The organism is Paenibacillus sp. RC21, assembly GCF_044907935.1.
GTDB classification, from domain to species: Bacteria; Bacillota; Bacilli; order Paenibacillales; family Paenibacillaceae; genus Paenibacillus; species Paenibacillus terrae_A.
Genome location: NZ_JBIYCS010000016.1, coordinates 17431 through 30999 on the forward strand (window position 1 = coordinate 17431; position 13569 = coordinate 30999).

The 13569-nt window shown below is 38.2% G+C and carries 15 protein-coding genes and 1 pseudogene; 6 read left to right on the plus strand and 10 right to left on the minus strand.

Features of this window, described 5'->3' with window-relative positions:
• Positions 1-67: 67 nt before the first annotated feature.
• The 8 genes from ABIA61_RS25950 to ABIA61_RS25985 all read right to left on the minus strand — a co-directional run bounded on the left by ABIA61_RS25950 (position 68) and on the right by ABIA61_RS25985 (position 7276).
• On the minus strand, positions 68-325 hold the full coding sequence (locus tag ABIA61_RS25950; protein WP_283655293.1) for a hypothetical protein: 258 nt from the start codon (positions 323-325) through the stop codon (positions 68-70).
• Between the two features lie 327 nt (positions 326-652).
• A complete protein-coding gene (locus ABIA61_RS25955) occupies positions 653-1126 on the minus strand; it encodes a PTS sugar transporter subunit IIA (RefSeq protein ID WP_044647955.1) in 474 nt (157 codons plus the stop codon).
• A 48-nt stretch (positions 1127-1174) separates the two neighbouring features.
• A complete protein-coding gene (locus tag ABIA61_RS25960; protein ID WP_404520717.1) occupies positions 1175-3232 on the minus strand; it encodes a BglG family transcription antiterminator in 2058 nt (685 codons plus the stop codon).
• Between the two features lie 162 nt (positions 3233-3394).
• Positions 3395-3958: a 6-phospho-3-hexuloisomerase gene (gene hxlB, locus ABIA61_RS25965; protein ID WP_025722481.1), complete on the minus strand. Its 564-nt coding sequence runs from the start codon at positions 3956-3958 to the stop codon at positions 3395-3397.
• 10 nt (positions 3959-3968) lie between these two features.
• Complete coding sequence (locus tag ABIA61_RS25970; protein WP_023988788.1) at positions 3969-5021, minus strand: galactitol-1-phosphate 5-dehydrogenase; 1053 nt, start codon at positions 5019-5021, stop codon at positions 3969-3971.
• Positions 5018-5683 carry a ribulose-phosphate 3-epimerase gene (gene rpe, locus ABIA61_RS25975; RefSeq protein WP_404581459.1) on the minus strand — a complete coding sequence of 222 codons (666 nt, stop codon included), beginning with the start codon at positions 5681-5683 and terminating at the stop codon, positions 5018-5020. Before rpe ends, ABIA61_RS25970 begins: the two co-directional genes overlap by 4 nt.
• A 22-nt stretch (positions 5684-5705) precedes the next feature.
• Positions 5706-6959: a PTS transporter subunit IIC gene (locus ABIA61_RS25980; RefSeq protein ID WP_404581460.1), complete on the minus strand. Its 1254-nt coding sequence runs from the start codon at positions 6957-6959 to the stop codon at positions 5706-5708.
• Between the two features lie 14 nt (positions 6960-6973).
• The gene (locus tag ABIA61_RS25985; protein ID WP_049828419.1) at positions 6974-7276 is read right to left on the minus strand and encodes a PTS sugar transporter subunit IIB; all 303 of its coding nucleotides are present in this window, start codon (positions 7274-7276) and stop codon (positions 6974-6976) included.
• A 270-nt stretch (positions 7277-7546) separates the two neighbouring features.
• Here ABIA61_RS25985 and ABIA61_RS25990 point away from each other — a divergent pair, with 270 nt between their 5' ends.
• From ABIA61_RS25990 to ABIA61_RS26000, 3 genes are all read left to right on the plus strand, one after another.
• Entirely contained in the window at positions 7547-7822 is a 276-nt protein-coding gene (locus ABIA61_RS25990; RefSeq protein ID WP_404529596.1) for a hypothetical protein, read from the plus strand.
• A 1024-nt stretch (positions 7823-8846) separates the two neighbouring features.
• Positions 8847-9755, plus strand: a complete 909-nt coding sequence (locus tag ABIA61_RS25995; RefSeq protein WP_283655289.1) for an arginase family protein — start codon at positions 8847-8849, stop codon at positions 9753-9755.
• Between the two features lie 146 nt (positions 9756-9901).
• Positions 9902-10492, plus strand: coding sequence for a TetR/AcrR family transcriptional regulator (locus tag ABIA61_RS26000; RefSeq protein WP_283655288.1), 591 nt, complete (start codon positions 9902-9904; stop codon positions 10490-10492).
• 79 nt (positions 10493-10571) lie between these two features.
• Here the strand turns inward: ABIA61_RS26000 and ABIA61_RS26005 are convergent, their stop codons facing one another.
• A complete protein-coding gene (locus ABIA61_RS26005; protein ID WP_044647961.1) occupies positions 10572-11294 on the minus strand; it encodes a DsbA family oxidoreductase in 723 nt (240 codons plus the stop codon).
• 43 nt (positions 11295-11337) lie between these two features.
• A complete protein-coding gene (locus tag ABIA61_RS26010; RefSeq protein WP_283655287.1) occupies positions 11338-11985 on the minus strand; it encodes an NAD(P)-dependent oxidoreductase in 648 nt (215 codons plus the stop codon).
• Positions 11986-12111: 126 nt separating this feature from the next.
• Between ABIA61_RS26010 and ABIA61_RS26015 the strand changes: the two genes are divergently transcribed.
• The 3 genes and pseudogenes from ABIA61_RS26015 to ABIA61_RS26025 form a co-directional block, all read left to right on the plus strand.
• Positions 12112-12768, plus strand: coding sequence for a TetR/AcrR family transcriptional regulator (locus ABIA61_RS26015; RefSeq protein WP_404559640.1), 657 nt, complete (start codon positions 12112-12114; stop codon positions 12766-12768).
• A gap of 167 nt (positions 12769-12935) precedes the next feature.
• Positions 12936-13154 carry a hypothetical protein gene (locus ABIA61_RS26020; protein ID WP_283655285.1) on the plus strand — a complete coding sequence of 73 codons (219 nt, stop codon included), beginning with the start codon at positions 12936-12938 and terminating at the stop codon, positions 13152-13154.
• Positions 13103-13228 (plus strand): annotated as a pseudogene (locus ABIA61_RS26025) (transposase); the annotation flags it as partial. The gene ABIA61_RS26020 and the pseudogene ABIA61_RS26025, both read left to right, overlap by 52 nt.
• Positions 13229-13569: the final 341 nt, after the last annotated feature.

Here is a 13569-nt window from a genome sequence, read left to right on the forward strand (position 1 = left end):
AATCTCCAGTTCCGATACCCACATTACATACTTGGATTTCATAAAAATATCGAATCGTAATCTCTTGTCACCAACTGTGTGTGAATGCACTGTGAAGAGGAGTTCCATCCCTCGCATTCGGACCTTTGAGTTCCAGATAATATTGCAGTAATTTCTCCTCATCCTTATTCATTGATAATGCCCCCATCATTAAGGTATGTTTGGTTTGTTCAATTCGATTAAATACAAACAAAAATTGCTCTTCCAACTTTATGCCTTTCCCACTTGATATTTTGCTTATAATGTATTCTTCACCCCATATATAGAAGGTATCGTCTTCAATCATAACCGCCTCTGCAAATTTCCTGCTTAAGCTTGGATTTTATAAAGGTAGTTTTGATTGGAAACTTTGTGTCGATGTACATTGAACCAAACAGGATTAAGTATTCTGTCTCTGAAAATGGACCAAATAATTAAAAAAAGCCGTTGTATCCCATACATTGAGCCCAAAGTATCCTTCTTTATAAGTTTATCTTTTGTGTCAATAACTAATTTATTGTTCAAACTATTTGGCTGTAAATCCAGTTTTCCATCATTGTTACATGTTGCAATTTCATATCCGGTCCCATCAACAAATTTAATTAATTTTACAACATTATTTTATGTGTCTCTATTAAAGCAACTTCAAGAGTATTTCCTCGATCTCGTCAGGATTAGTTGCATTTTGAAAACGTTTAACGAATTTTTCTTCTTGAAACAAACTTGTTAAGTTCTTTAAAAATGAGATGTGCATCTTAGGATTTTTCACTACAAGTACCATCACGATTTCTGCGTTGACAGTTTCATCTGATCCCCCCATATCCTCGAACTCTATGCTATTATCTAAAACTGCAACGGCAATAGCAGTTTCGTTAACGAATTCTTTATTTGTATGTGGAATTGCTATACCAATTGTCCCCATGTTGATTCCGGTCGGATATTCGATTTCACGTTGAAGCAATGATTCTGTATATCCTTTTTTGGCATAATTTTTCTCTTCTATCATTTTTCCAAAGCTTTTGATAAGCTCTTCCCTCGAATCGTAACGTGCGTGCAGTTGAATTAAATCCTGATCAAACACGAGTCCATTTATCGTTTTTGCGCTCATAATAATTACTCCCTTTTATAAAAATCGGAAAACATAGATATCTTTTTATTAATCCGTACCATATTTTTTGATGATACTATGGATATCCATTGCACTTTGGGCTTGAATGATAGCTTCACAATCGTCTTTACTTTCAACAAGTTTCATTAACTGAACCAATGCCCTTAAGTGCTGTTGTTTATCGACAGCGGCTATAATAATAACGATGTTTATCGGCCTATTTCTTGCAAATTCAACGCCTTGCTCTAAACGGAGCAAGCTCATAGCTACTTCGTTTACGCCACTTTCGGGACTATCATGAGGAATTGCCACATTTGGGCTAATAATGATATATGGATCTTCCACATCGTAATGTTGGATCATAGCTTCTACATAAGAAGGTTGGATACTCCCTTGAAGCAGCAGCGGTAGCGCCCCTAATCGTATAGCCTCTTCCCAAGATGATACTGAAGGAAGCAATGTAATATTCTCCGGCGTTATCAGGTCATGCAAATTTGTCTTTTGTAATTCGGGTTGTGTTTTGAAAGACAACGAGTGATGGCTTGTAAAGTATTGTTGTAATTCCTTTGCAAGAAGTTGCCTGTTCTGAACGGTTGCATATTTCTCAACGATCTCTAGAATATTTTTCAAACTTAATTCAGATGGAGTGAATCCATGCAATAATTCCATCACTTGTTTTCGTAGAGAGATTTTTTCTTCCTTTTGTAATATTGGCTTGACTATAAATAGTCGTTTGTTCGTTTGCAGATATACGGAAGAAAAAACAATGTCATATTCCAAATCATACATCTTGAATTCTCTCACAGATAAGGAATCCAGAAAAATGAATTCAGGAAATAAATCATTCAAGGTAATGAGTAAAAGCTTAGAAACGGATACTCCGTTAGCGCAAACCACTACTGCTTTTGTTTTACTCAGAATGCTGTCTCCTTGCTTTGTTAACCAACCGCCTATCAGCATCGTTAAATAAGTGCATTCACTATCTGGAATATCACAGCCAATGTAATCAGCTAAAGGTTTTGCTGACTTTTTTACAAGGTGGTGCAGTTCTATGAATTCACTGTTAATTGTTTCTTGTAGTGGATTAGTAATAGTAAGTTTATATTTAATGCGATAATATGCAGGTTTTATATGCAGCATGATCATATGCAACAACTGCTTTTTGTCTTGTAAGAGGATGCAGGACATTTTCTCGAATCGCTCCAGCATCTTTTTCAATGCCTGATTTAAATCTGATACGATATCTTCCCCAAGGAGCTCAGATGAGGAAACATTCGTCGTAAGAATTTGCAATGTTATGAATAATCTTTCCTCGGTCGGTATATGCTCCAAATCCGATAGTAGTTCTTGAACCGCTTGGTACTCCTTGGTATCCGATAATTCTTCATAGCTAATATGAAAGGAATTTATTGTTTTCCCAAGTTTGATTCTTCGCAGCAAGATCAGTAGGATATGCGGCAAAGTTTTCATCTTATCGTCTGTAAATTTCAAGCTCAGATGGCTTTCAATCTTTTCAAGACGTTCATGAATCTGTTGCACTTCTTTTTCAGTGATCTCTGCTAACTGTTGAACCCATTTTTCCCCATTGTACATGTGATGAATTTTGTTAACGACATCAATCAATAACTTTCTTTTTTGAAATTCAACACCCTCAATTGAGTAACCAGATAACCGAGAATAACGGATACTAAGATCATAAGGTTCGACTAATTCTTGTGCTGCTTTTAGATCATTTAGTATGGTATTCTTGCTTACATAAATGGAACTGGTAAAATGAAATAAAGATAATTCTTCACTACGACTCAGTAGGATCAGAATAATAAGTTCCACTCGCTCTGCTTCAGAAAAAGTATACTTTTTTGTCGAAGGCTTGTTTACTTCATTAGGCACAGCAGAGAAGAGAGTAGCATCAACAATAAAAACACCCTGTTTATTCCGTTCAATTTTTGGTAGGCGTTGGCCCTCTAACCAGTCATTGATTTTTTCAAGGCTGTAACTGATTTGCCTACGGCTTAAACCATACTTATGTTCCAAGTTCTTACTCTTCACACTTGGATTTGATAACAATTCTTGCAGCAAGCTGCTGCTTCTATCATCAAGCTGCATGGCTCTCTCTCCTCCTTCCTTGTTAATAATAATATTGACAGCTCCAGAGGATTATATAAGAGGCTTCAAGTTTAGGTCATATTCAAATTACTCAATTTAATCTTTGCTCTTGGAGGCGCTCTGTGAAGAATCGAAATTTTGTTCTGCCTCCAAATCAAACGTTTATTCCAAATTAGCATGTCTTAATTTCATGTCATCATAGGTTTCATTAAAATTAGCTACCCATTCCAAAACAATCGCATCATACAAGAGAAGACTTAATTGCTCAAATGCCGATCCCATGGGTTGAATAGAAGATTCCATTAAATCAGTATCCGTTTCTTTATTGTCAACATTAATTAAAAGCATGTAATCAGCTAGTTTCCCCAAAGTCGACTGCGAATTCGTTGTATTAAGAATTACCTTTGCTCCTGATTGCTTTGCTTTTTTTGCATTTACTATTAGACCAGCGGTTTCTCCTGAACCAGAACCAATAAATAAAATATCCTCTGCTTGAATGCTTGGAGTAGTAATATCACCAACAATATAAACCGTTTTACCTAAGTGCAACAGTCGATTAGCGAAAGCACGGATCGCTAAACCTGATCTCCCTGAACCAGCAAGGAAAATCCGCTTTGTATTATACAAGACTTGCAGAATTTGTTCACTTTCACCAACATTCATTAAGGAAATACTTCTTTCTAATTCTTTCATAATGACTTCCATTTGTTTAATTAATTTGTCCATAAGTTCACCTTCAGCTTTCTGGATACATGATTACCTTGCCGATAAGTTCTTTTCTTTCCATTAATCGTTCAAACATTTCTGAACCTTCTTCAAGCGGTATACGATGTGTAATCATTTTTTTAGTATTTAATCTGTTATTGTGCATAAAGTGAACAGTCGTTGCCCATTCCTTACCTGGGAATGGTGCGGATACACAACTCCATGATCCCCACACGGTTAACTCACTTCTTAGGATTTTTTCAAAATAAAATCTTTCCATCGCAACGTCTGCATAAGGGATACCTAGGAACACAACTCCGCCGCCTTTTTTGGCGTAACCAAACACAGTTGCTGCTGTATGGGGCGTTCCAGCTGCTTCAACTACAATATCTGCATTCATGCCATCCGTATATTCAGCGACCTTTGTCAGAACATCTTCATTCAGAGAATTTATCGTATAATCGGCGCCTAATTCCTTCGCAATTTGAAGTTTTTCATCATCAATATCAACCGCAATTACTTTTTTCGCGCCAAATATTTTTGCCCATTGAACAGCAAACAACCCAATGGTTCCCCCTGCTCCAACAATGACCACATCGTCGCCCACCGATAGATTGGTTCGATAATACCCATGTAAAACTACAGTAGAAGGTTCTACCATAGAAGCTGATTCGAAATCCAAATCATCAGGTACTTTAACTAAATTCTTCTCTGGGAGTTTAATGTATTCGGCGAATCCACCAGGTTCCTTAGCACCTATTGCATGCAATGAATTCGCTCTAGCTGGTTGACCTGCTCGATAATAATAATCATCTTCTTCAATTAGTGCTGGACATCCAGCAACATGGTCTCCAACTTTTAGATCTGTTACTTGATCGCCAACTTGTTCTACAACACCTGCAAATTCATGTCCCCATACCTGACCAGGTGTGACTGCACCCAATTTTTTATATCGAGAGATATCAGATCCACAAATGCCACATGCTTTTATTTTTACAATGACATCTTTTCCATCCAGTATTTGAGGTTTTTCCGCTCCTCCAAAACGTATGTCTCTGGCACCATACAGTTTTAATGATTTCATTTTCTCTCATCCTTTCTCTCTCCATGTTCTAGACTTTTCAAATTCTTCACATGTGCTTTGTTATTCGAAAATAAATATGATCCGATGACAACCAAAGATGCTCCAGCTTCGATACATTGACTAGCTATACTCTCATCGACTCCACCATCAACTTCGATCTGAATATCTCGTTGACCTATCATTACTTTCAGTTCTCTTATTCTATCAATCGTTTCTTCCATAAAAACTTGATTAGGTCTTCCTGGATTGATCGACATAACTAGAACATAGTCAATGATGTTTAGAAAAGGTTTCAATATAAAGGTGTCCGTCCCAGGATTAATGACGATCCCTGCTTTCCTTCCATGTTGCTTAATCTGATCAATGACAAAACGAATATGAGGAGTTGATTCATAGTGAACTGATATCATTTCTGCTCCAGTGTTCAACACACTCGCTATATGCTGCTCTGGGGCTGATACCATCATGTGAACATCTAATTTCATATTCACTTGTTTTTTTATATTTTTAATTTGTTCTGGTCCAAATGCGATATGAGGGACGAAGTTTCCGTCCATCATATCTACATGAAGTACTTGAAATCCTTCTTCATATAAAACATCGCATTCACTTTTTAGGTTCATTAAATCTGCTGCAAATATTGAAGGTAAAATCAGATTCATTATTTTTCCTCTTCTCTAGTCTTTATTTAACTAAAGTGCTTGCCCAATAAATTAATAAGTTCCATATCTCAGAAAAAGTAACATCTGTCCCTAAACCTTTTAACTCGACACCTGCACTGTTAAGCATCTGTGTTGCACCTGGTGCAACAAATCCTGCCAAATAAAATGTGATAATACAAAATACTACTGTCGACACAATAGAACGGAATAGATTTCCTTTACTTGTTAACGTACACATTACAGAAATATAGGTAACAGACATTAACAGTCCTATTGGAAAGAACTGAACTCCAGGTAAAATGAGTGCCAATAACATAACAATTGGAATAGAAACGACTGTAGTTGTAATAGTAGTCGGATCGCCTAAGCCTAGCGCAATATCCATCCCCACATTTAGATTGGAGTTATTCCCCATGCGTTTAATCATAAAGTCTTTTGCCGATTTCCCAATTGGAGATAGCCCATCCATCATCACTCCAACAACTTTAGGCATTAATACCATAACTCCAGCTATCCCTGTGGCCATAGTCACTATCTCTGTAACAGGTCTTTTAGTAATTGCCCCTAAAACTAACCCAACAATAAATCCAATAATAACTGGGTCCCCGAGAACGCCTATTTTTTTATTAATTTTACTCAGAGAAAACTCCAATTTATTTAAACCAGGAATGAAATCAATGATTCTATTTACCAGCCAGGCAATCGGATAACCCCAAGCTGAATAAATAATAGTTGTGCAGGTTGTACCTTCTAAACCAAAGTATTCTTGCCATTTTGAAGCAATTAAATCACCAACGAATAGAGCAATAACAGACATCACCAATGTTACTACCAACCCTAACCAGAAACTGTCAAAAAGAAAGTAAGCCAAAGCTCCTGGGATTAGAAAATGCATGTAATTCCATATATCCACATTTAACGTTTTTGTCCATCTAAGTCGAACTAATACTAGATTAATAATTAAACCAAGAGGGATTGCTAATGCTGCAAAAGGAGGCACCCAAGATGCCGCCCCTACAGCTGGCCATCCAATATCTGCAATTGTAAATCCAGAACCGATTTTTGCATAATAATCAACTGCCGGTTTTAGGGAGGAATTGAGCAAGCCAACAACTAATGTTAAACCTAAGAAGCCTACCCCAACTAAAAGACCGGATTTGATAGCGTTTCCAATTTTCATTTGAAAAACTAGACCTAATACGGTGATTATTATTGGTAAAATCGCTGTTGCTCCCATATCAGTAATAGATTTAATAATATTATGCACAGTATCCATTATGATCTACCACCTTAACTATTTTTTAAATCCAGCAGTTTTTCAGCCAATTGATTTTTCAATTTTTCTTCATTAAGCCCTGTTACAAATCCCATGATGTTCATATATGGCTTTTCATCGGTTTTAAAATTATTAGTTGTCAGAACAATATCGACGTTGTCAATAATATTCGGTAATTCCGCCATACTCGTTTTAATGATATCGTAATGTTCAATTCCTGCTTCTTTTAATACCTCTTTCACTCCATCTGCTGCGATAGTAGAAGTTGCTACTCCGCTTCCACAAGCTACGGCGATTTTAATTTTTGAATTTGACATGTTAATTCCTCCTGGTATGTTAGTTTTCGAAGCTAGGTTTAAATCCATTTCCAACCCCGAAGGGTTGAAAAAATCCTCCTTGCAAATTGTTTTATATTTCCTTTTACTCAGCAGGATTAACTTCTTTCTTGCTGTGGATTCATAATAACATGATGAATTCAATTGTTGTATTCGTTTACATCCCACTTTATAGACAACCGGTTGTACAATATAGTGATGAAAAAAATGATTTCCCCTCGATATTTTTCAGGTTAAAATCCATCTATTCCAATGAATTCAATCGTATCAACGAGTTCCGGTACGGGTACAACGGTAGATGAGGCTGAGCTGCAACATGTAGACGTGAGAGATGATGAATCCTGGTACATGACGTCCTATGGAGAGGAACCCACATCTGCCACAACGGAGGAAATGACTCTTAGCAGCGCAGATTTGGTATTGCCCGGGTTGATTCCATTTTGTCTCACTCGTATATATGACAGCTCCAGGTTTGCTGAACTACCTCGGTTTTTCTTTTCTTCATTAATTCCTGTCCGTCCACGCTAGGATTTCTGTACCTCGCCAGTTCTGGTATTGGAATCGTATCCATTGGGGGGAATCTCCATGCTAATGTGGGCAGTACGAGTATATCCGCTTGCTGGATATCCCTCTCTGCAGCTCCTTGCGAAATAACTGAAAATGTGCTGAGAATTGTCCGCGTTCGTTGCGTACCCGTACTTGATGCTCTATATCAGTAAAACCTCGTTACTAAAATTCTTAGGAAAAGTCTCACTCGGATTTCCCACTTCCCGTCCTATGTATATCGCTGCTGAAAGCAACCATGATTATCCCACATTTTCCCACATTCTACTGTGGTTAGATAACGATCAAATCAGTTAGTGTAATTCCTTCGATGAAATAATGCTGCCAGATGAAATATACGATAATGAAAGGAAACAAAACAAAGTATTCTCTCATGTGTTTTAGTTCATCATGTTTACATCAAGTCTTTACTTATTTTCCTTTACTCAAAAGCATGAAATTTTAATTAAAAATCGATCATACATGCGGCGATCTTTCGTATTTTTCATCGCTTGCATGACTTCATTCCACTCTAATGATTTGTTCATCCTCATTCCCTACCTATCCGAATATGGTTTCTTAACTATTCGACAAGCAGGGTTGAAATTCCTGATCCTAGTTTTCAAATCTTTAGTTCAACTTATATAAATTACACAAACTTATTATCTTATCCAATATAAAAAAGTGTCAAATTGCCTTTAGTATATGAGCGTTTCTATCTTTCCTTTACTCTTTGTCTTAACTGCCATCGGCTTGCTCCTTCTTTATCAAAAAGAATTTTTCTCATTTGCTATACACTTCTTTTTGTTATCTTTATAGTATTGACCAAGAGTGTCAAAAATAATAAAAGATAAAAAGCTTCCTTTAGAATTTCATGATTTTCATTGTATAATCAGCATAATTTCAAATAGGCATTCCCTGTTATTTAGGGTTTGCAATATAAAAAGTAATCTTGTATCATTTTAAGTGAATGAACGTTCACTAACTTAAATAAAAGGAGAAATTTCTTATGAATGAAATGGATACAAGCCGTACACTGCGTTTGTTATTCCCTCAATGGCAAGGAGGGAACAACCCTCCTTACGTTCTGGGAGCTCACTTGTTAAACTGGCTTGCTCCCAAGTCTAATGGTCCTTTTGAAGAAGTACCCGTCGATCTGAACCCTAATGTAGAAAAAGAACAAGGTATAATTGCCAAAAGTACCGTATTGCAACAAGCTAGATCAGCCAAAAGTCTAATTCATAAACATAACCCTGAACGTATCGTTGTCCTTGGAGGGGATTGCAGTGTAGAACTTGCTCCTTTTTCTTATTTGAATGAGAAATATGATGGAGATGTTGCTCTGTTATGGGTAGATGCTCACCCTGATGTCTCGATCCCTGAAGACTTTGAAAATCATCATGCTCATGTTCTTGCCAATTTGCTTGGTGTAGGTGATCAGGAATTTGTTGCAGAGGTTCCTCATCTTTTTAAACCTGAACAAATCCTATATGTAGGATTGAACGACATGATCGATGCTCTTCACTCAGAGCCCATGAAAAACATGAAATTAGATATTGTAGGTCCCGATGAAATTAAGCAGGATAGTTCTAAAGTGCTCCAATGGCTAGCTGAGAAAAAACCGTCCAAGATTATTATTCATTTTGATCTGGATGTACTGGATATGAAAGAATTCCGTTCTCTTCTGGTTGCTTATCCGGGAACATACGAAGAATACACCAAGAGCTTCCCACAAGGACCAAGTATGGAAACCATTATCCGAGTTTTGCAAGATGTAGCCAAATCCTATGATGTAGTCGGTCTAGGGATCACTGAACATTTCCCTTGGGACTCTTATTTCTTGGCGAACATGCTGTCTCGTTTACCTCTGCTTGGAGATATTGATAACAAAGAGCGTCCAGTCTTTAATACACTTTAATCCAAATGCAGACTATGGTAATGTACATGGTATGATGGATGTACATTATTTCGCGAAACAAGGAGGTTGCAGGGATAAGAGCCAAGAAGGTATCCCTGTACATTTGAAATACAATGAATAACTCTGAACCGCCTAAATCGAAACGAATGAAACAAAAAGACGATAGCAGACGCTTGCTCATCGAGGCTGCTGTTCGATGTTTTTCACGCAATGGATTTCACAAAACAGGCATTGTCGAAATTGCAAAAGAAGCAGGAATGAGTGCAGGGAATCTGTACCGCCACTTTCCAAGTAAAGATGCATTTATTATTGCACTGGTGGAAGAAGAACAGCGCCATGCCTTGTCCAAAATGGAATTTAAAGAAACCGAAAAAGATCCTCTCGGACAGATTCTGACGATTATAACTAGTTGTGTCAGTAATCCCGTATATCCTATGGACCAGAGATTATGGATCGAAATTTTGGCTGAAGCTTCACGCAATAAGGGTGTGCGACATGTCTTCAATCAAAGTGATATCATCATGCGTGAATCATTCAAAAATCTGCTTACAAGTGCTATTCATGAAAAACAAGTAGATCCAGATTATGATGTGGAGACCCTTTCTCTCTGGTTGTATGCGCTGATTGACGGCCTTATTGCACGTACAGCCACTGACGAACAATTCAGTTTTGATCACCATATGAGTCAATTCAATCAACTGATTCGCCAAGCATTAAAACCCAAAGAGTTCCAATAAAAGAAACAGCGGCAGCTATGGACGAGAAAATAAAGTCCTGGACTGCCGCTGTTTTACGATTACTTTAATGGCGCCTCCGTCAACTGTTTTTTGGCGTACAATAACCATCCTCGCAAACATTGCCTGATTCTTGGTTTAGAGTCGTATCTAACGTCATCAGCGGATGTTCCTCGTCCCATGCTTTTTGCAGCGCCTCCAGAAATACTTCGCTTGATTGTGCTGCGCCTGAAATCGTATATTTGCGGTTGATGACAAAGAAAGGTACACCTTTAGCTCCAAGGTTGCTTGCTTCGCGCCCATCTGCACGAACTTCATCCGCATATTGCGTGCTTTCCAGCACGTTGATCGTTTTCTCGCGATCCATACCGGCTTCCGCCGCTATGTCGGCCAGTGTGTCCGCGTCGCCGATATGCTTGGAATCTGTGAAATACGCTTTATACAAAAGCTCCAACACTTCCGCACTCTTGCCATAGGTACCCGCAAACTTGATCAATCGATGCGCATCGAGCGAATTAGTAGGGATTATTCGGTCAAATCGAAAATCCACTCCATCGCTCTTCGCTTGTTGGGCAAATTGTTTATGCATGGCCTTGGCTTCTTCTCTGCTGCCACCATGCTTTGAAACGTACAAGTCATGTACATCGTAAGCAGGGTATTTCTCGGCATAAGGATCTAGCTGGAAGCTCCGGTACTCCACATTCACTTTATCTTTGGATGCAAACCGCCCCAGCCCGTCCTCGAAACGCTGTTTTCCGATATAACAAAATGGGCAGCCAATGTCCGACCAAATCTCTACTTTCATTTCGTTCCTCTCCCTTCACTTGATAAACAGATCGAATCATTTCTCAACTGTTGTATACAATCGGCATTTGATGAATTAAGGATGGCTCGGAAGCTGCATGATACATAAATTTAGCGATATTTTCTCGGGATACCCCCATCTTGGCTGGCTGATCGCCTAGCGAGTAAGCATAATGAACGTTTTCCTTATGCCTTACATTTGGATTAATAATCCGAACTACTGTCCAGTCTAAAGAAGATCGCTTGATGATTTTCTCAAGCTTTTTCATTTCGTGATAACCATTCGGAAACATCACCTTGGCCATAATTCCTGGTACAACTGTGGCAATCGAATTCCGATCCTTATCAGATTTCAAGGTTGGAGTAGCAAGTGTAATGAGTCGTTTCTTATTTAACTTCCTCATCGCATTTACAATAACCTCATGACCATCTGCAACAGGGGTACCTTTTAATTTTCTGGACGTATCGAGTGCGGGTCCCAATGTGCTAATGACGACATCAGCATTCGATATTGCTTGTTCCACCAAGTCTTGATTAGATAATTGACCCTCGACAACATTTAGCTTCTCATGTTTCTGTCCAATTTTCCCCGCATTTCTAGCATAAAGGGTAACGTTATCCCCGTTTTGAATTGCTACCTCAGTCAAAATTTTCCCAATTGCACCACTACCACCAAAAAGCGTTATGTTCATTAGTCGATCACCTCGATATTATATTGCAAGAATGTGCTGATAACTCAATGAGCATTTAGGTTATAACAAAACTTAATCGAACTTTCGTTGAATATATAACGTTCGTTGGTTATTATTATATGGATTATGTTGATTTCTTCAATCGCTAAAAAAGTGATTTTTGTTTTATATTCAACGGATTCAAATAATTTGTTAAATATCTTCTGGAGGCTATACATTATGGGAGTTAAAATTGATCGTAGAATCCTAAAAACAAAGGCAGCCATATTTAATGCATTTATAGGTTTGATCTCGGAGAAGGATTTTGAAGAAATAACTATTAATGAGATTGCGGATCGGGCGAATGTTAACAGGGGAACCATTTATTTTCACTACACCGATAAATACGATCTTCTTAACAAATGCATCGATGAGCATTTGAGCAGAATGATCTCCGTTTGCATCGATCCAAATCAGGGAAAGGTTGATTTTATTCATTCTTTGTTACCTGTTTTTCAATACTTTGAGCAGAACCATACGTTTTTCGCTTCCATGCTTTCGAATAAAGGAATCCCTGCATTTCGGGAGCATATGTTAGAGATCGTGACAGGGAACATAAAAGACCAAGTCAATATGGAGGACCTTAATAAGGGGTATGACAAGCTATTGATCACGCACTTTATGGCCTTTGCATTCATTGGGGTAATCGAATGGTGGATTATAAATAACATGCCACATTCACCGAAATACATGGCCGAACAGGTATGGGGATTGTTTAAAAGGAATCAGGTATCCCCTTCATAAGCGAGATAACCCGTTCTTTAACTTATAGATTAGCGAAAACAAGTTATTTGAGAACATCATGTATTACACGATGTTCTCAACGAGTATGAAAAATTGAGTCTGTAAAATAGATTGTGTAAACTCCCCAAACCATTAAACTGGTAATCAAGAAAGGTTGGGGAGCGCACATGGGACTTTGGACGAAACAGCAACTGAGAGCGTTCATCAAAGAGAATAAGCTGGTGACGGCTCAAGATGCACAGAAGGCTTTAAAAGAGTTATTTGCTGAAACTTTGCAAGAGATGTTGGAGGCCGAGCTGGATACCCATCTGGGCTATGAGAAACATGAAGTCCAAGCCAAAACGACCGCAACAGCCGTAACGGAAAAAGCAAGAAAACGGTGGTGAGTGAATACGGCGAACAGGAGCTCAGCGTCCCTCGGGACCGGTTGGGTGAATTGGAGCCGCTGGTCGTGACAAAAATATCGAATGTCTTCTCTACGTAATCCCTTGTCACCAACTGTGTGTGAATGCACTGTGGAGAGGAGTTCCATTCTCCCGCATTCGGACCTTTGAGTTCCAGATAATATTGCAGTAATTTCTCATCATCCTTATTCATTGATAATGCCCCCATCATTAAGTTATAAAATCCAAGCTTAAGCAGGAAATTTGCAGAAGCGGTTATGATTGAAGACGATACCTTCTATATATGGGTTGAAGAATACATTGTAAGCAAAATATCAAGTGGGAAAGGCATAAAGTTGGAAGAGCAATTTTTGTTTCGTATTTAATCGAATTGAACAAACCAAACATAGGGTAGTTT